General features: G+C 74.1%; 15 protein-coding genes. 5 read left to right on the plus strand and 10 right to left on the minus strand.

Translation table 11 applies throughout. The features are described 5' to 3' along the window. Nucleotides 1–55: 55 nt before the first annotated feature. From MID12_RS25475 to MID12_RS25495, 5 genes are all read right to left on the minus strand, one after another. A complete protein-coding gene (locus tag MID12_RS25475) occupies nt 56–682 on the minus strand; it encodes a GntR family transcriptional regulator (RefSeq protein ID WP_040254243.1) in 627 nt (208 codons plus the stop codon). Nucleotides 683–868: 186 nt separating this feature from the next. Continuing rightward, complete coding sequence (sucB, locus tag MID12_RS25480; protein ID WP_263170950.1) at nt 869–2,641, minus strand: 2-oxoglutarate dehydrogenase, E2 component, dihydrolipoamide succinyltransferase; 1,773 nt, start codon at nt 2,639–2,641, stop codon at nt 869–871. Nucleotides 2,642–2,734: 93 nt separating this feature from the next. Next, nucleotides 2,735–4,123: a dihydrolipoyl dehydrogenase gene (gene lpdA, locus MID12_RS25485; protein WP_040254247.1), complete on the minus strand. Its 1,389-nt coding sequence runs from the start codon at nt 4,121–4,123 to the stop codon at nt 2,735–2,737. Between the two features lie 360 nt (nt 4,124–4,483). Continuing rightward, entirely contained in the window at nt 4,484–6,004 is a 1,521-nt protein-coding gene (locus tag MID12_RS25490; RefSeq protein ID WP_263170952.1) for a leucyl aminopeptidase, read from the minus strand. Nucleotides 6,005–6,358: 354 nt separating this feature from the next. Further along, entirely contained in the window at nt 6,359–7,099 is a 741-nt protein-coding gene (locus MID12_RS25495) for an adenosylcobinamide-GDP ribazoletransferase (RefSeq protein WP_052483248.1), read from the minus strand. 808 nt (nt 7,100–7,907) lie between these two features. Between MID12_RS25495 and MID12_RS25500 the strand changes: the two genes are divergently transcribed. Beyond that, a complete protein-coding gene (locus tag MID12_RS25500; protein WP_263169220.1) occupies nt 7,908–8,858 on the plus strand; it encodes an IS481 family transposase in 951 nt (316 codons plus the stop codon). A gap of 98 nt (nt 8,859–8,956) precedes the next feature. Here MID12_RS25500 and cobT read toward each other — a convergent pair whose 3' ends face one another. Continuing rightward, complete coding sequence (cobT, locus tag MID12_RS25505) at nt 8,957–10,030, minus strand: nicotinate-nucleotide--dimethylbenzimidazole phosphoribosyltransferase (protein WP_040254250.1); 1,074 nt, start codon at nt 10,028–10,030, stop codon at nt 8,957–8,959. A gap of 616 nt (nt 10,031–10,646) precedes the next feature. Here cobT and MID12_RS25510 point away from each other — a divergent pair. After that, nucleotides 10,647–11,423 (plus strand): class I SAM-dependent methyltransferase, encoded by a 777-nt coding sequence (locus MID12_RS25510; protein ID WP_263170955.1) that lies wholly within the window; start codon nt 10,647–10,649, stop codon nt 11,421–11,423. Between the two features lie 14 nt (nt 11,424–11,437). Here MID12_RS25510 and MID12_RS25515 read toward each other — a convergent pair whose 3' ends face one another. After that, complete coding sequence (locus MID12_RS25515; RefSeq protein ID WP_263170957.1) at nt 11,438–12,634, minus strand: bifunctional adenosylcobinamide kinase/adenosylcobinamide-phosphate guanylyltransferase; 1,197 nt, start codon at nt 12,632–12,634, stop codon at nt 11,438–11,440. Between the two features lie 89 nt (nt 12,635–12,723). On the opposite strand from MID12_RS25515, the gene MID12_RS25520 reads away from it, so the two are divergent. Next, on the plus strand, nt 12,724–12,960 hold the full coding sequence (locus MID12_RS25520; RefSeq protein ID WP_040254254.1) for a hypothetical protein: 237 nt from the start codon (nt 12,724–12,726) through the stop codon (nt 12,958–12,960). Between the two features lie 191 nt (nt 12,961–13,151). On the opposite strand, the gene MID12_RS25525 is transcribed toward MID12_RS25520, so the two are convergent. Next, nucleotides 13,152–13,883 carry a class I SAM-dependent methyltransferase gene (locus MID12_RS25525; RefSeq protein ID WP_263173458.1) on the minus strand — a complete coding sequence of 244 codons (732 nt, stop codon included), beginning with the start codon at nt 13,881–13,883 and terminating at the stop codon, nt 13,152–13,154. A gap of 62 nt (nt 13,884–13,945) precedes the next feature. Continuing rightward, nucleotides 13,946–14,569, minus strand: a complete 624-nt coding sequence (locus MID12_RS25530) for a DUF3043 domain-containing protein (protein WP_078845236.1) — start codon at nt 14,567–14,569, stop codon at nt 13,946–13,948. Between the two features lie 339 nt (nt 14,570–14,908). On the opposite strand from MID12_RS25530, the gene MID12_RS25535 reads away from it, so the two are divergent. Both MID12_RS25535 and pspAA read left to right on the plus strand, forming a co-directional pair. After that, nucleotides 14,909–15,703, plus strand: a complete 795-nt coding sequence (locus tag MID12_RS25535) for a PspA/IM30 family protein (protein WP_078845237.1) — start codon at nt 14,909–14,911, stop codon at nt 15,701–15,703. Nucleotides 15,704–15,730: 27 nt separating this feature from the next. After that, nucleotides 15,731–16,009: a PspA-associated protein PspAA gene (gene pspAA, locus MID12_RS25540; RefSeq protein ID WP_040254258.1), complete on the plus strand. Its 279-nt coding sequence runs from the start codon at nt 15,731–15,733 to the stop codon at nt 16,007–16,009. 72 nt (nt 16,010–16,081) lie between these two features. Here the strand turns inward: pspAA and MID12_RS25545 are convergent, their stop codons facing one another. Then, nucleotides 16,082–16,633 (minus strand): DUF4291 domain-containing protein, encoded by a 552-nt coding sequence (locus MID12_RS25545; RefSeq protein WP_397914766.1) that lies wholly within the window; start codon nt 16,631–16,633, stop codon nt 16,082–16,084. Between the last annotated feature and the right edge of the window lie 121 nt (nt 16,634–16,754).

A 16,754-nucleotide genomic window follows, 5' to 3' on the forward strand; every position in this document is an offset into this window, starting at 1 on the left:
GTCGGAGCACGGATGAGCGGGGCCGCGGGGGAGTGAGCGGGGCCCGCCCCGCGCCTCAGGCGCTGCGCGGAGCGCACCCCAGGACATGGGCCTTCACCAGCTCGGCTATCCGCGGATCCCGGCTGCGGAAGGCGTCCACCAGGGCCTCGTGCTCCTCGGCGTAGGACTGCTGCACGGTGCCCAGCCAGCGGATCGACAGGGCCGTGAACACCTCGATGCCCAGCCCCTCCCAGGTGTGCAGCAGCACGCTGTTGCGGGCGGCGCGCACCAGTTCCCGGTGGAAGGCGACGGTGTGCCGGACCTGCGCGGTGCCGTCGTTCTCCCGGTCGGCGCGGTAGAGGGCGTCCACATGCGGTTCCAGTACGGAGCAGTCCTCGGCGAGCCGCGGGGCGGCCAGCTCGGCCGCGATCTGCTCCAGGCCCGCCCGCACCGGATAGCTCTCCTCCAGGTCGGCCGCGGTCAGGTTGCGCACCCGTACGCCCTTGTTCGGCGCCGACTCGATCAGCCGCAGCGACTCCAGCTCCCGCAGCGCCTCGCGTACGGGCGTCTGGCTGACCTCCAGCTCGGTCGCGATGCGGCGCTCCACGATCCGCTCGCCCGGCTTCCAGCGCCCGCTGACGATGCCGTCGACGATGTGCTCGCGGATCTGTTCGCGCAGGGAGGTGACGACAGTCGCGGTCATGACGGCTGCTCCTTCTGCCGCGGCTGCGGCTCGGAGTGGCGCTCCCGGACGGGCGGCGGCCGGGAGCGGTGAATGCTTGCGGTGACTCCTAGACAATACGGCGGCGCCCCCGTACGGAAGACTCCGGACGGGGGCGCTTTGCGCAGGTGAGACGAGCCTTACACGCCCGTCACCGCTGCCGTGGGCTCACAGCCCCAGCTCGACCTCGAACTCTCCTGCTTCCAGGATCGCCTTGACGGCCGTCAGGTAGCGGGCGGCGTCGGCGCCGTCCACCAGACGGTGGTCGTAGGAGAGCGCGACGTAGGTCATGTCGCGGATCGCGATGGTCTCGCCGAGGTCGGGGTGGTCCACCACGACCGGGCGGCGCACGGTGGCGCCGATGCCCAGGATCGCGACCTGGCCCGGCGGCACGATGATCGTGTCGAACAGGGCGCCGCGCGAACCGGTGTTGGAGATGGTGAAGGTCGCGCCGGACAGCTCGTCCGGGGTGATCTTGTTGCCGCGGACCTTGCCCGCCAGCTCCGCGGTGGCCTTGGCGATACCGGCGAGGTTGAGGTCGCCGGCCCGCTTGATGACCGGGGTCATCAGGCCCTTCTCGGAGTCCACCGCGATCCCGATGTTCTCGGAGTCGAAGTAGGTGATGGTGCCCTCGGACTCGTTGATCCGGGCGTTGACGACCGGGTAGGCCTTCAGCGCCTGGGCCGCGGCCTTCACGAAGAAGGGCATCGGGGACAGCTTGACGCCCTCGCGGGCGGCGAAGGAGTCCTTGGCCCGGCCGCGCAGCTTCATCAGCTTGGTGATGTCGACCTCGACGACCGAGGTCAGCTGGGCCTGCTCGTGCAGCGCCTTCATCATGTTGTCGCCGATGACCTTGCGCATCCGGGTCATCTTGACCGTCTGGCCGCGCAGCGGAGAGGTCTCCAGGGCCGGGGTCTTCGGCGCGGACGGGGCGGCGGCGGCCGGAGCCGGGGCGGCGCTCTTGGCGGCCTCGGCCGCGGCGAGCACGTCCTGCTTGCGGATGCGGCCACCGACGCCGGTGCCCTTGACCGAGCCCAGGTCGACACCGTTCTCGGCGGCGAGCTTGCGCACCAGCGGGGTGACGTACGCGCCCTCGTCACCGGCGGAGCGCGCCGGGGCCGGAGCCGCCGGAGCCTGCGCGGCCGGGGCGGGAGCGGGAGCCGCGGGCTGGGCCGGGGCGGGAGCCGGCTTCTCGGGAGCCGGGGCGGGCTTCTCGGCGGCCGGAGCCGGAGCCGGGGCGGGCTTCTCCTCGGCCGGGGCCTCCTGCGCGGGGGCGGGAGCGGCCGGGGCCTCCTGCTTCGGGGCGGCCGGGGCGGCGCCCTCGGCACCGATCACCGCGAGCTTGGCGCCGACCTCGGCGGTCTCGTCCTCGTTCACGGTGATCTCGAGGAGGGTGCCGGCGACCGGGGCCGGGATCTCGGTGTCGACCTTGTCGGTGGACACCTCGAGCAGCGGCTCGTCCGCCTCGACGCTGTCGCCGACCTGCTTCAGCCAGCGGGTCACGGTGCCCTCGGTGACGGACTCGCCGAGCGCCGGCAGGGTCACGTCGGTGCCCTCGGCGGAACCGCCGCCGGAGGACGACTGCGCCGGGGCCTCGGCGGCGGGCGCGGGCTGCTCGGCCTCGGCGGGCTGGGCGGGCTGCTCCGGCTCGGGCTCCGGGGCCTGCTCGGCGGCCGGGGCGGGGGCCTCGGCGGGCGCGCCGGAGCCGTCGTCGATGAGGGCCAGTTCGGCGCCGACCTCGACGGTCTCGTCCTCGGCGACCTTGATGGAGGACAGGGTGCCCGCGGCGGGCGAGGGGATCTCGGTGTCGACCTTGTCGGTCGAGACCTCCAGCAACGGCTCGTCCTGTTCGACGCGCTCGCCCTCGGCCTTCAGCCAGCGGGTGACTGTGCCCTCGGTGACGCTCTCGCCGAGCGCCGGAAGGGTTACGGAAACCGCCATGGTTTCGGTTGCTCCTCTTTCAGTGCGGAAGTCTGTGGTCGTCGTGTCCGGTCCGGACCGGCCCTGGCGGCGCCGGCCGTCCGGGCCGCCGGATCAGTCGTGCGCGTGCAGCGGCTTCCCGGCCAGCGCGAGGTGCGCCTCACCGAGGGCTTCATTCTGCGTCGGGTGGGCGTGGATCAGCTGCGCCACCTCGGTGGGCAGGGCCTCCCAGTTGTAGATCAGCTGGGCCTCGCCGACCTGCTCGCCCATGCGGTCGCCCACCATGTGGACGCCGACCACGGCGCCGTCCTTGACCTGGACGAGCTTGATCTCGCCCGCGGTCTTCAGGATCTTGCTGCGGCCGTTGCCCGCGAGGCTGTACTTGAGCGCGACGACCTTGTCCGCGCCGTAGACCTCCTTGGCCTTGGCCTCGGTGATGCCGACGGAGGCGACCTCGGGGTGGCAGTACGTCACCCGGGGCACCCCGTCGTAGTCGATCGGGACCGGGGTGAGGCCCGCGAGGCGCTCGGCGACCAGGATGCCCTCGGCGAAGCCGACGTGGGCCAGCTGGAGGGTGGGGACCAGGTCGCCCACCGCCGAGACGGTCGGGACGTTGGTGCGCATGTACTCGTCGACCACGACATAGCCGCGGTCCAGGGCGACACCGGCCTCCTCGTAGCCGAGGCCCTGGGAGACGGGGCCGCGGCCGATGGCGACGAGCAGCACCTCCGCCTCGAAGGTCTTGCCGTCGGCGAGGGTGACGCGGACGCCGTCCTGGGTGTACTCGGCCTTCTCGAAGAAGGTGCCCAGGTTGAACTTGATGCCGCGCTTGCGGAAGGCGCGCTCCAGGAGCTTGGAGCTGTTCTCGTCCTCGGCGGGCACCAGGTGCTTGAGGCCCTCGATGACGGTGACCTCGGTGCCGAAGGACTTCCACGCCGAGGCGAACTCGACACCGATGACGCCGCCGCCGAGGATGATCGCGGACTGCGGCACCCGGTCCAGGGTCAGCGCGTGGTCCGAGGAGATGATCCGGTTGCCGTCGATCTCCAGGCCCGGCAGGGACTTCGGGACCGAGCCGGTGGCGAGCAGCACGTGGCGGCCCTGTATGCGCTGGCCGCCCACGTCCACCGAGGTCGGCGAGGACAGCCGTCCCTCGCCCTCGATGTAGTGGACCTTGCGGGAGGCGATGAGTCCCTGCAGGCCCTTGTACAGGCCCGCGATGACATCGTCCTTGTACTTGTGGACGGCCTTGATGTCGATGCCCTCGAAGGTGGCCTTGACACCGAACTGGTCCGCCTCGCGCGCCTGGTCGGCGATCTCACCGGCGTGCAGCAGGGCCTTGGTGGGGATGCATCCGTTGTGCAGGCAGGTGCCGCCGACCTTGCCCTTCTCGATGAGGGCGACGTCGAGCCCGAGCTGGGCGCCACGCAGGGCCGCGGCGTACCCGCCGCTGCCACCGCCGAGGATCACTAGGTCGAAAACGGTGCTGGCGTCGTTCGCCACGTCACGTCCTCCATGCATGTGCGCCGTAGCCCCGGGCCCCGACTGCGCGGGGTGGTGCCGGGCGCTCGGCTGGTGTTCGGCCGCTCTTCTTCGGCCCTGTGGTGGGGCCCTGTCCTGCCGAGAACCCATCTTTGCACTTGTCGCCGACTGCCGGGACGGCGGGCCCGGCCCGGGACGCGGTACGTACGGCGTCCCGCCGGGTCATCGGCGTGCGTGCCAGAGCGGATTTCGTCCAGGGCTTAATCCCCTCGTCGTGCGCGGGGTGTGTGCCGGATCACTGCCGGGGTGGCCGCCAGGATCACTGCCGGGTGCCCGCCCGCCGGGGCCGGACGCGGTGGTCCGGCCCCGGGGCGGGAGGCCTCAGCCCAGGTCGCCCGCGGCGGTGTGCTCGGCGAGCGCCACCAGGGTGCGCACCGCGGTGCCGGTGCCGCCCTTGGGGGTGTAGCCGAAGGGCGCCGACTCGTTGAAGGCCGGGCCCGCGATGTCCAGGTGCGCCCAGCTGATGCCCTCGCCGACGAACTCCTGGAGGAACAGACCGGCGACCAGGCCGCCGCCCGCCCGCTCGCCCATGTTCGCGATGTCCGCGGTCTGGGTGTCCATGCCCTTGCGCAGGTGCCCGGGCAGCGGCATCGGCCAGGAGGGCTCGCCCGCCTCCTCGGCCAGCTCGTGCACGGTGGTGCGCAGCGCCTCGTCGTTGGCCATGATCCCGAAGGTGCGCAGGCCGAGCGCGAGCATCATGGCGCCGGTCAGGGTCGCCACGTCGACGATCGCGTCCGGCTTGTCCTCGCTGGCCTTGGCGATCGCGTCGGCGAGCACCAGGCGGCCCTCGGCGTCGGTGTTGAGGACCTCGACGGTCTTGCCGCTGTACATCCGCAGCACATCGCCGGGGCGGGTGGCGCTGCCGGAGGGCATGTTCTCGGCCAGGGCGAGCCAGCCGGTGACGTTGACCTCGAGACCGAGGCGGGCGGCGGCGACGACCGCGGCGAACACCGCGGCGGCGCCGCTCATGTCGCACTTCATCGTCTCGTTGTGCCCGGCCGGCTTCAGCGAGATGCCGCCCGAGTCGTACGTGATGCCCTTGCCGACATAGGCGAGGTGCTTCTTGGCCTTGCTGTGCGTGTAGGACAGCTTCACCAGGCGGGGCGGGGAGGCGGAGCCCGCGCCGACGCCGAGGATGCCGCCGTAGCCGCCCTTGGTCAGCGCCTTCTCGTCGAGCACCTGGATCTTGAGCCCGTGCTCCTTGGCGGCCGTCGCGGCGAGCGCGGCGAAGGCCTCCGGATTCAGGTCGTTCGGCGGGGTGTTGATCAGGTCGCGGGCCCGGTTCAGCTCCTCGCCGACGGCCAGCGCGCGCTCGACGGCCGCCTTGTGCGCCTTGTCGCGCGGCTTGGCACCGAGCAGGGTGACCTCGCCGAGCGGGGCCTTCGCGGTCTTCGGGTCCTTGGCGCTGGCCTTGTACGTGTCGAAGGAGTACGCGCCGAGCAGGGCGCCCTCGCCCACCGCGACGATGTCCTCGGCGCCGGTCAGCGGCAGCGCGAAGGCGGCCTTCTTCGCCCCGGCGAGCGCCCGGGCGGCCACCCCGGCGGCGCGGCGCAGCGACTCCAGGCTGTGGTCCTCGTCCTTCTCGGGCACCGCGCCGAGCCCGACCGCCAGGACCACCGGGGCCTTGAAGCCGGAGGGGGCGGGCAGCTTGGTCACCTCGCCCTCGGCGCCGCTCGCCCCGAGGGTCTCCAGGGTGGCGGCGAGCTTGCCGTCGTACGCCTTGTCGACGGCCTCGGCGCCGGGCGCGAGCACGGGGCCCTTGGGACCCTTGGCGACGCCGACCACGAGGGCGTCCGCGCGCAGCCCTGCTGCGGCGGCGGTACTGAGAGTCAGAGCAGTCACGGTAGTGAGATCTCCCTTGTGAAGTTCCTGGCCGAGGCTGTGGGGTCGGCCGGACCCGTCCGGAAGCCTAGAACGTCCCCGGTGGGGCTCCGGGGCCGGAGCCGCCGGGGAGCCGAGGCCCGTGCGCGGGCCGCCCTGACAGGGGACCGGGCACGGAGGACGGATGAGTGCCCGCGGCACCCCGCCGCGTCGCTGCGGTCGGGTTCTCGCGCGCACTCATCCGGTCTGACCGGAAGGGTGCCGGTAAGGAGCCTACGCTCCGTGAAGTGGCCGGTGTTCGCCGGTGGCCGGGGCCGCCGGGCACCGCCCCGGCCCCGGGAGGCGCCCGGCGGATCACGTCCCGGCCCGCGGAACTCAGGCGGAGCCGAGCGCGAGCACCACGAGCGAGGCGGTCGCGGCGGTCTCGGCGAGGCCGCCGAAGACGTCCCCGGTCACCCCGCCGAAGCGCACCAGGCAGCGGCGCAGCAGGAGTTCGGCGGCGGCGCAGCCCACCACCACGGCCAGCGCGCAGCGCAGCGCACCGCCCCCGCCGGAGAGCACCCCGGCCCCGGCCGCGGCCACGAAGACGCCCCCGGCGACGAAGAGCGCGGTACGCGCGGGCGCCACCGAGGCCACCACGGCGCCCAGCCCCTCCGCCCGGGCCGCGGGCACCCCCTCCCGCGCCGCCAGCGTCATGGCCAGCCGCGCCACCGTCCCGGAGACCGCCGCGGCGAGCGCGCCCTGTGCCCAGGAGTCCCCGTACAGCCGTGCCAGGACGGCGACTTGGGCGAGGAGGACGAGCACCAGGGTGAGCACCCCGAAGGGTCCGATGTCCGACTGCTTCATGAGGCGCAGGGCGGCGGGGGCGGGCTTGGCGCTGCCGAGTCCGTCGGCGGTGTCGGCGAGCCCGTCGAGGTGCAGTCCCCGGGTGAGCACCGCCGGTACGGCCACGCTCGCGACGGCGGCAAGCAGGGCCCCGGTGCCGAGCAGGAGCAGCAGTCCGCTCACCAGGGCGGCGGCCACCCCCACGGCGAGCCCGACCAGCGGCGCCCAGAGCATCCCGCCGCGCGCGGCCGCCCGGTCCCAGCGCACCGCCCCGACCGGCAGCACGGTCAGCGTCCCGAAGGCGAAGCGGAGGCTGTCCTCGACGCTGACGGCGGCCTCCGCGGAGCTGCCGGAGCCGCCGGGGGTGTCCTCGGGGGGAGGGGAAGCGGAGGCGCCGCCCGGGTCGGCGGCGTGGGGTCCCGGTGGCGGCGCGGCCTCACCGGCGGGCGCGGGCCGTGCCTCGTCCGCGATGCCTTCGGAGCCTTGCGTCGGCGAACTCGGCCCGGAGGCAGGAGTGTTGGCGGTGGCAGAGCCGGTGTCCGGGGCCGCCGGGGTGTCCCGGCCGGTGCCGGTCCGCTCGGCCGCGTCCTGCGGTACCCGGCCGGAAGACGGGTAAGCGGAATCCTCGCCTGGGTTGGTCCGCTGGTTCCGTTGGTCCGTTTCGCCGGGTGCCGGGCCGCCCTGCGGTACCGAACCGGAATCCCACGGACGCGGGGAGGCGGGACGGGCCCCGGGGCCCTCTGGTTCGTCCGGGGAACCGGACGGCGGTGCACTTTCGGCCATCGGCCGAGGCTATCGCCCGACGGCCGCGCTGAGCAGTGGCGGGGCGGGGGGATCCGGCGGGCGGGGGAAGACGCGGGCGCCGGTGGAGGGGGAGGGCACGCGAGCGGGTCGACGGGGGAGGCGCGAGCGCTGGATACGGGGGAGGCGCGGCGGCGCTCCCAGCTCACGGCTCACAGCTCGCAAGGGAAGACGCGGCGAGGCTCAAGGCGCCCTAGGTGTATTGATCACGAGCGTTGTTAACGCTGTCGGGGCTTGATCATGGCGAAGACCTCCGGTGTGGTGGAGCTGTCTAGGACCGCACCACACGGAGGTCTTCGTGTCCCACCGTAATGCCCGGCTGACCGTTCACGGCAGGCAGCTGCTCGTCGAACGTGTCGTGTCCGGCCGCCCGGTCGCTCATGTCGCTGCCGAGATGGGCATCTCGCGGGCGACCGCTCATAAATGGCTCCGGCGGTGGCGAGCCGAGGGCGAGCCGGGCCTGGCCGACCGCTCCAGCAAGCCCTTGACAACACCGCACCGCACTCCGGCCGCGATGGAGGGCCGCGTCTGTGACCTGCGCAGGTCCCGCAAGCTGGGACCCGCACGGATCGGTCCGGTCCTCGGCCTGCCCGCCTCGACCGTCCACCGGATACTGACCCGCCACCGGCTGAACCGTCTCGCCTGGATGGACCGGCCCACCGGCACGGTGATCCGCCGCTACGAACGCGAACGTCCCGGCGAGCTCGTCCACGTCGACGTCAAGAAACTGGGCCGGATCCCCGGCGGCGGCCACAAAGTGCACGGCCGCGAAGCCGGCCGGCCGATCCGCGGCATGGGCTTCGACTACCTCCACTCCGCAGTCGACGATCACTCCCGACTCGCCTACACCGAAGCCCATGGTGACGAGAAGGTCGCGACCTGCGCGGCCTTCCTGACCCGGGCCGCCGCATTCTTCGCCGACCACGGCATCACCCGCATCGAACGCGTGCTGACGGACAACGCCTGGGCCTACCGCAAGGGCCTGGCCTGGAAACGGGCCCTGGCCGACCTCGGCGCGAGCGGCAAACCCACCCGCGCCTACCGGCCGCAGACCAACGGCAAAGTCGAACGCTTCAACCGCACCCTCGCCGACGAATGGGCCTACCTACGGCCCTACACCTCCAACGACGAACGCACAGCAGCCCTGGCAGACTTCCTCCACACCTACAACCACCACCGCTGCCACACCGCACTCGGCGGCCAACCACCGATCAGCCGCGTCAACAACCCTGCGAGTCAATACACCTAGGCACGTGAGAGGTCGGCCCCGACGGCGGTCGACGGGCCGGACGCGGCGGCGGTCGACCGAGCGCAGTCACGCCCGACCGCCCGCCGTCTTGCCGCTTCTCAGGCCTCCGGCTCCGCGTGGGTCGGCCGGGGGCGTTCCGGGAGTTCGCCGAGCAGGGCGGCGGCGGCCTGGACCAGGGGGAGGGCGAGCAGGGCGCCGGTGCCCTCGCCGACCCGGACGCCGTGGTTGACCAGGGGCTCGACCGCCATCCGGTCGAAGGCCTTGGCCTGCCCGGGCTCGCCGCTGTCGTGGCCGGCCAGCCACCAGTCGGGGGCGCGGAAGGCCACCCGCTGCGCGACCAGGGCGCAGGCCGCGGAGACCACGCCGTCGAGGAGTACCGGGGTGTGCCGTACCGCGCTCTGCAGCAGGAAGCCGGTCATCGCGGTGAGGTCGGCGCCGCCGACGGCCGCGAGCAGTTCGAGCTGGTCGCCGAGGACGGGGCGGGCCCGGCGCAGCGCGTCACGTACCGCCGCGCACTTGCGCATCCAGGCCAGGTCGTCGATCGGCTCGCCGCCGCGCCCGGTGACCACCGAGGCGTCGGTACCGCACAGGGCGGCGATGAGGACCGCGGCGGCGGTGGTGCCGCCCACGCTGATGTCGCCGAGGACGACCAGGTCGGTGCCGGAGTCGGCCTCCTCGTCGGCCAGCGCCATCCCGGCCCGGAAGGCGGCCTCGGCCTCCTCGGCGGTGAGCGCGTCCTCGATGTCGATCCGCCCGCTGCCGCGCCGGATCCGGTGGCTCACCACCTCGGCGGGCAGCGACTCCGGCTCGCAGTCCAGCGCCAGGTCGACGATCCGTACCGGGACGCCCAGCCGCGCGGCGAGCACCGCCGCCGGGCTCTCGCCGTCCAGGACCGCCCGTACGAGCTGTGCGGCGCCGCCCGCGGGCCGCCGTGAGACGCCGAGCGAGGCCACCCCGTGGTCGCCCGCGAACAGCAGCAGCCGGGGCTGGGTGAGGGGGCGTACGGGGACGGCCGCCTGGGCGGGGGCCAGCCATTCGCCCAGCTCGTCGAGGCGTCCGAGCGAGCCCTGCGGAACCACAAGGCGGGCGCGGCGTTCCTCGGCGTCGCGGCGCACGCCGCCGTCCGGCCGCTCGATCAGATCGGAGAAGTCGTCGAGATTCAGCGTGCTCATTGGCGGAAGGTTACCGGCAGCCGTGAGCGGGCTCACTCACGGTCCCGGGTCCGCCCCGGACGCCGTTCACCTGGAGTGAAGAGTTCACCGCATGGCGTGATTGCGCGCCTCCCGGCTATCCCATACGTTCCGGTTCGTGGCGAATTCTCGCGGTGCTCGGGCGCGGAGGACTCCGGCGGCCGGTACGGCCCCGCCGGGCACCCGGCGCCCGGCCACCGCCCGGCACCCCGGAGGAACCATGCCGCCGAACCCGCCCGCCCCCGAGCCGGGACCCGCGGCTCCGCGCACCCGAGGCCCCTTCCGCCCCCGACTCCCTTTCCGCGGCGGGGTGTTGCCCGCCCGGTGGTACACCGGCTGCGCCTGGTGCGGCACTCCCGTCCGGCGCCGCGTGGCGGACCTGCTCGGGCGGCACCCCGGGACCGCCGAGTGCCCGGCGTGCACGTACCGCTTCGGCAGCCTTCCGCCGCCCTTCGGGCAGCCGGAGCCGAGGCGCTCCGCAGCCGCTGCCGGTCCCGTCGCGGGAGCGGGGGGCGGCGGCAGCGGATCCGGGGCCGCCCGCGGGTCCGGGGGGCCGCCCGCCGCAGCGGTCGCGAGCGGCGCCCTGGAGCCGGGGTGCGTGCTGCGCTCCCGGGCCCGCGCCCTGCTGCCGTACGCCGAACCGGAGTCCTGGCTCGACATCGAGTCGGGGGCGGCCCGCTTCCCCCGCACGGCGCGCGAACTGCTCCCGTACACCGCCTTCGACGCGCTGGGCGCCACCGGCGTCGAGGAGGCGCTCGCCGCGGGCCGGATCGACGCCGGACTGCCCGGCACCCTGCGCGCCCTCGCCCCGCGCATCCCGGGCCACTACGACGCGCTGAGCATGTTCCACCGGCTCCAGCACTCCGCCGAGGCGGGCGCCGAACTCCGCGCCGCCCGCACCGTGTTGCGCCCCGGCGGGCATCTGGTCCTCGACTGCGCCAACCCGGCGTCCTGGTCCGGGCGGCTGCTCGCCCGCAGAGGGGCCGCCGCAACCGGGCGTGATCCGCGGGCAGTTCGCCCGCTCCTGCTCACCTCCGCCGAGCTGGAAACGGAGTTGACCGGGCTGGGCTTCACGGTGCTCGGCACCGGCTCGCGGGGCGCTCACATCCCCTGCGAACTCACCGCCGCCGTCGCCCGGTTGGTGCCGGGCGGCCGCGGTCCGGGTGCGCCGGTGCGCCGGGTGCCCGCGCTGCTCGGCGCGCTCTGCCTCCCCCTGCTCGCCGCCGCCCGCCTGCTCGACCACCTGCTGGCCCTGGCCCTGCGCGGCCCCCGCCTCGCCAACAGCTACCGGATCGTGGCCCGCCGCGAACCCGATGCGGCGGCGGACCCGGCGGCTCCGGTGGACTCACCGGAGCCGACAACTCCCGGTCTCTGAAGGGGAGTTGACCCTCACCCTCGCAGCACCACCGCCTGCCCCGCCACCACGAGCAGTACGTGCTCGCACTCCGCGGCGAAGGCGGCGTTGAGGCGGCCGAGGGCGTCGCGGTAGCGGCGGCCGGAGGCGGTGGCGGGGACGATGCCCGAGCCGACCTCGTTGGAGACCGCCACCACGGTGCGCCGGGTCTCCCGTACCGCCTTGACCAACTCCCGGACCTTCTCCTGGAGTTGGCGCTCGCCGCCGCCCGCCCAGGCGGCCTCGTCCCAGGCGTCGGCCTCGTCCATGGCGTGGGTGAGCCAGAGCGAGAGGCAGTCGATGAGCAGCGGGGGGCCCGTCTCGGCGAGCAGGGGCGGCAGTTCGCAGGTCTCCTCGGTGCGCCAGGAGCCGGGGCGCCGTTCGCGGTGGGCGCCGACCCGGCTCGCCCACTCGGTGTCCCCCTCGCGGGTGCCGCCGGTCGCCACGTACACCACCTCCGGGAAGGCCTCCAGCCGCCGCTCGGCCTCCACCGACTTGCCGGAGCGCGCCCCGCCGAGGACCAGGGTCCGGCGCGGCAGGTCGGGCACCTCCTCGTAGGCGCCGACCTCCAGGGTGGTGCCGTCCGGCACGGCGCGGGCGCCCGCCGCCGCGAGGCGCCGGGCGGTCTCCTGGCCCGGCGGCAGCTCGTGGTCCAGGTGCACGGCGATCACCTCGGTGGTGGGCCCCAGGGTGCCCGCGGCGCGGAGCCGGGCCAGCGCGTCCGGGCGCCCGGTCACATCGGCGCACACCATGGCGTAGGGCCCGCCGTCCAGGGTGCCCGCGGGGGCGGCGCCCGGCGGCAGATAGAGCAGCCGGAGGCCGTCGGGGCCGGTGACGGCGTAGCCGGTGCCGGGGGAGTCGAGGGCGAGGGCGCGCACCCGGTGGCCGCTCAGCAGGGTCAGCTCGCGGCCGTCCGGTACCCGTACCGGCCGGGGCAGGCCCGCCGGGATCTCGACCGCGGGGCCGTCGTGCGGGTGCGAGAGCAGCACCTGGCGCACCCCGCCGAGCGAATGCCCGGCGCGGGCGGCGGCCAGGGCCGCCCCGGGGGTCAGGTCGAGCAGCAGCGCCTCGTCCACGAGCAGCGAGGTCGCCGCCCGCACCCAGGGGCCGAGCGCGCTCGCGCAGGCGGCGCAGGGGCAGCCGGGGCGGGGCAGTCCGGTGGGGCCGCCGGTGCCGAGCAGAGTCACTTCCACACGAAGATCCTCCCGCGTCCGCGCCGCACGTGCTCGCCCGGATAGGCTTCGGGACGATCTGAAGCAGCGTGTGAGGCCCGGGAGGCGACATGGCGGCGTGGACATGGCGGTTCGAGAAGTCCGACGGGGCAGAGGTCGAGCCGGCCGTGGAGCCCGAGGAGTTCACCACTCAGGGCGACGCGGAGTCGTGGATCGGCGAGTTCTTCAAGGAGCTGGCCGAGGGGGGCGCGGACCAGGTCACCCTTTTCGAGGACGGCGCCAAGGTCTACGGCCCGATGAGCCTGCACCAGGGCGACCCGGAGGCGGAGGACGAGAGCGAGTCCTGAGCGCCGCGAGGCCCGCGAGGGCCCCGAGACACCACCGGCCGGGGGCGGTCGCCGCGCAGCAGCGCGGTGGCCGCCCCCGGCCGCGTGTGGTTCCTGGCCATGCGTGTTCCTGGCGCGTGTGTGCTCCCGGCCGTGCGTGCTCCCGTGGCGGTCGCGCCCCGGCGCGCGGGGCCCGTGCTCCGGTGCGCCCCTCAGCCCCGTACGCCGCACAGGTGCAGCAGCTCGGCCACCTGCCGGTAGGGGTCGGTGCGGCCCGCGCGGTCCTCGGCGGCGAGCAGGGTCCCCAGGTCCTCCGGCGGTGCGGTGTCCGCCCCCGAGGCCCGGCCGGTGAAGACGCGGATGCCGTACCAGGTGCTCAGCGGCGCCCCGATGCCCGCGAGGTTCTCGGTCAGGGAGGCGAGCCGGTCGGCGCGGGCCGTGACCCCGAGCGGGTCGGTCCAGTGCACGGAGTCGAAGGCGGCGAGCGCGCCCCGCCAGTCGCCGGTGAGCCCGGGGCGCAGGGCGAGCGCGTCGGCGTTGCGGACCACCAGCGAGAGCAGTCCGCCCGGGGCGAGGACCCGGGCCAGGCCCGCGAGCAGCGGATCGGGCTCCTCGACGTACATCAGCACTCCGTGGCAGAGCACCACGTCGAAGGCGCCCGGCAGGAAGTGCGCGCCGGTGTCCCGGCCGTCCCCCTGGAGCATCCGGACCCGGTCCCGGATGCCCTCCGGCTCCCGGGCGAGGACCTCCCGGGCGGCCGTGAGCAGCCCGGAGTCGGTCTCGACACCGGTGACCGCGTGCCCGGCGCGGGCCAGCCGCAGCGCCTGGCTGCCCTGGCCCATGCCGACGTCGAGGACCCGCAGCCGCTGCCCGAGCGGGAAGCGCTGGCCAATCTGCTCCTCGACCTGCCGGGCGACCAGTTCCCTGCGCACCACCTGCGGCAGTCCGCCGGAGCCGGGCGGCCAGGCGCCTCTCGGACCGGGGCCCGGCGGATCCGGCTCCTGGCTCAGGGCCGCTCTCCGCGCTTGACCTGCGGCTTGGGCATCCGCAGCCGGCGCATCTGGAGGGTACGCATCAGGGCGTAGGGCACGGCGCCGCGGCGCGGCTTGTCCGGGAAGCGCTCCGCGAGCTGCTTGCGCAGCCGGAACACCAGGACGACCGAGTCGATGACGATCAGCACGATGACGGCGAGCCACAGCAGCAGCGCCGAGTTCTGCAGCTGCGGGACGCGGATCATGCTCAGGACGAGGATGACCACCGCCATCGGCAGGAAGAACTCGGCGACGCAGAAGCGGGAGTCGACGAAGTCGCGGGCGAACCGGCGCACCGGGCCTTTGTCCCGGGTGGGCAGGTACCGCTCGTCGCCGGTGGCGAGCGCCTGGCGCTGCTTCTCCATCTGCGTACGGCGCTCCTCGCGCTGACGCTTCGCTGCCTCCTTGCGCGTCGTCGGAGTGGTCACGCTGCGGCGCTGGGACTGGGCCACGGCGCGCTTGGGCGTGGGCCTGCCCTTGGGGGCCTGCGGATCGCGGGGCTGAGTGGAGTCGGCCACGGGCGCCTTGGCGGCGGGGGCCTTCTCTTCCTTGGAACGGCTACGGAACACAAAACCCAAGGGTACGGGTAGCCGGAGCATGGACCGGCGCCCGGTGGGGAACAATCCGGCAGCGATACCTGTGCACGAGAACGGCATGCCCGTACGAGCCGGACAAACCGCAAGGCTTCTCCCGGTGCCCGGCCGGTGACGGCGTGCGAGCGGCGCGAGCCGTGTGCGTGCGGGGCGCGGGCCGGGGCGCCCTGGGCGGTCCGTGCAGGGGCCCGCCTACTCCCTGGGCCGGAGCGCCGGGCCGGGCAGTCGTCCTTGGGGAGGAGTCCATCCGTCCCTGGACAGTGCGGTAATGGAAGCAGGACCCGTACTGTGGGTTCTGTTGGGTGCTGTAGGCCGGAGTCCGTCAGAAGGGGGCGCGCGAAGCCCATGAGCGGTGTCATGAAGCGTATGGGGATGATCTTCCGCGCGAAGGCGAACAAGGCCCTTGACCGGGCCGAGGACCCGCGCGAGACCCTCGACTACTCGTACAACAAGCAGCTCGAACTGCTGCAGAAGGTGCGCCGCGGCGTCGCCGACGTCGCCACCTCGCGCAAGCGGCTCGAACTCCAGCTCAGCCAGTTGCAGAAGCAGTCCGGGAAGCTGGAGGACCAGGGCCGCAAGGCGCTCGCCCTCGGCCGCGAGGACCTGGCCCGCGAGGCGCTGTCCCGCCGGGCCGCGCTCCAGCAGCAGGTGACCGACCTGGAGACGCAGCACGAGACCCTCCAGGGCGAGGAGGAGAAGCTCACCCTCGCGGCCCAGCGCCTCCAGGCCAAGGTGGACGCCTTCCGTACGAAGAAGGAGACCATCAAGGCCACCTACACCGCGGCCCAGGCCCAGACCCGGATCGGCGAGGCCTTCTCCGGCATCTCCGAGGAGATGGGCGACGTCGGCATGGCCATCGAGCGCGCCGAGGACAAGACCGCGCAGCTCCAGGCCCGCGCCGGCGCCATCGACGAACTGCTCGCCTCCGGAGCCCTCGACGACCAGTCCGGGATGGCCAAGGACGACATCCAGGCCGAGCTGGACCGGCTCTCCGGTGGTACGGATGTGGAGCTGGAGCTGCAGCGGATGAAGGCCGAGCTCGCGGGCGGCCCCGCCCCGCAGCAGGCCATCGAGGGCGGCGAGCGGAGCGAGCAGCCCCAGCAGCAGCCGCAGGACACCCCGCGCTTCGACAAGCAGTAGGCACCGCTCGGCTCCGAGGAGGGCGACATGATCGTACGGATCATGGGGGAGGGGCAGGTGAGGCTGGCCGACAGCCACCTCGCCGAACTCAACACGCTGGACGAGGAACTCGCCGCGGAGATGCAGCAGGGCGACGGCCCGGGCTTCCGGCGCACCCTCCAGGCGCTCCTGGACGAGGTACGGGCGCTCGGCGAGCCCCTGCCCGACGACTCCCTGGAACCCTCGGAGCTGATCCTGCCCTCGCCGGAGGCCACCCTGGAGGAGGTCCGGGCGATGCTCAGCGACGACGGGCTGCTGCCCGGCTGAGCGGCCCCGCGGTGAGGGGCGCGCACTCCGGCGCGTGACCCGGTCGCGAGCCGGTCGGGTCCGCTCGCCCGCTCAGCCATCCGCGACCAGCCCCGCGAGCAGGCCGTCCCCCACCGGGTACGGCGGCTCCTCGGGCAGCAGCGCCCTCGCCCGCTCCGGCTCGCCCGCGCGTACCTGCGCGTGGACCCGCCGCTGGAGCGCGGTGACATCCCGGATGCCGGTGATCCACTCGTCGGCGTAGCGCCGCGCGGCCTCCCCGGCGAGGCCCAGCTGGAGCGAGCGGTACGGCAGCGGGCGCAGGTGCAGATCGCGCTCCGGGTCCCACTGCACGCGCGCCGGTGCGGAGCGCAACCGCCGCTTCCAGTCGGCCCGGTCGGCGTGGACGGCGGGCTCGTAGTGGGAGAGGCAGGCGTGCCGCAGGGCCCACTCGAAGCCCTCCCGGGTGATCTCCACGGCGAGCACCGTCTCCTGGCCCTCCTTGGTGCCCCAGCCGCAGCGGTAGGCCATCCACAGGAACGAGGGCTTGATCCATGTCATCCTCTCCCGCTTCCAGGCGGCGGGAAAGCGCCCCTCACGCGCCGCGGGCAGCCCGAGGGCCGGGGGATAGGCCTGGTAGACGGTCACGGTCGTATCCGAACGGGCCGCGCGGATACGGTACTTGGGTTCTTCCGGCACCGGACGAGCATGCCCGCCGCGCCGGGTCGGCGGCCACCGGATTTCCGGGTAGGGGCGCGCGCCGCCGCGT

Origin of the sequence: Streptomyces sp. SCSIO ZS0520, from assembly GCF_025643355.1 — a bacterium.
Lineage (GTDB): Bacteria > Actinomycetota > Actinomycetes > Streptomycetales > Streptomycetaceae > Streptomyces > Streptomyces physcomitrii.

What these genes read in the sequence shown, in the direction of transcription:
- MID12_RS25535 (WP_078845237.1), top strand. Translation starts at nt 14,909, where the DNA reads ATGAGCGGTGTCATGAAGCGTATGGGGATGATCTTCCGCGCGAAGGCG.
- MID12_RS25475 (WP_040254243.1), bottom strand. Translation starts at nt 682, where the DNA reads ATGACCGCGACTGTCGTCACCTCCCTGCGCGAACAGATCCGCGAGCAC.
- MID12_RS25530 (WP_078845236.1), bottom strand. Translation starts at nt 14,569, where the DNA reads ATGCTCCGGCTACCCGTACCCTTGGGTTTTGTGTTCCGTAGCCGTTCC.
- pspAA (WP_040254258.1), top strand. Translation starts at nt 15,731, where the DNA reads ATGATCGTACGGATCATGGGGGAGGGGCAGGTGAGGCTGGCCGACAGC.
- sucB (WP_263170950.1), bottom strand. Translation starts at nt 2,641, where the DNA reads ATGGCGGTTTCCGTAACCCTTCCGGCGCTCGGCGAGAGCGTCACCGAG.
- cobT (WP_040254250.1), bottom strand. Translation starts at nt 10,030, where the DNA reads ATGAGCACGCTGAATCTCGACGACTTCTCCGATCTGATCGAGCGGCCG.
- MID12_RS25520 (WP_040254254.1), top strand. Translation starts at nt 12,724, where the DNA reads ATGGCGGCGTGGACATGGCGGTTCGAGAAGTCCGACGGGGCAGAGGTC.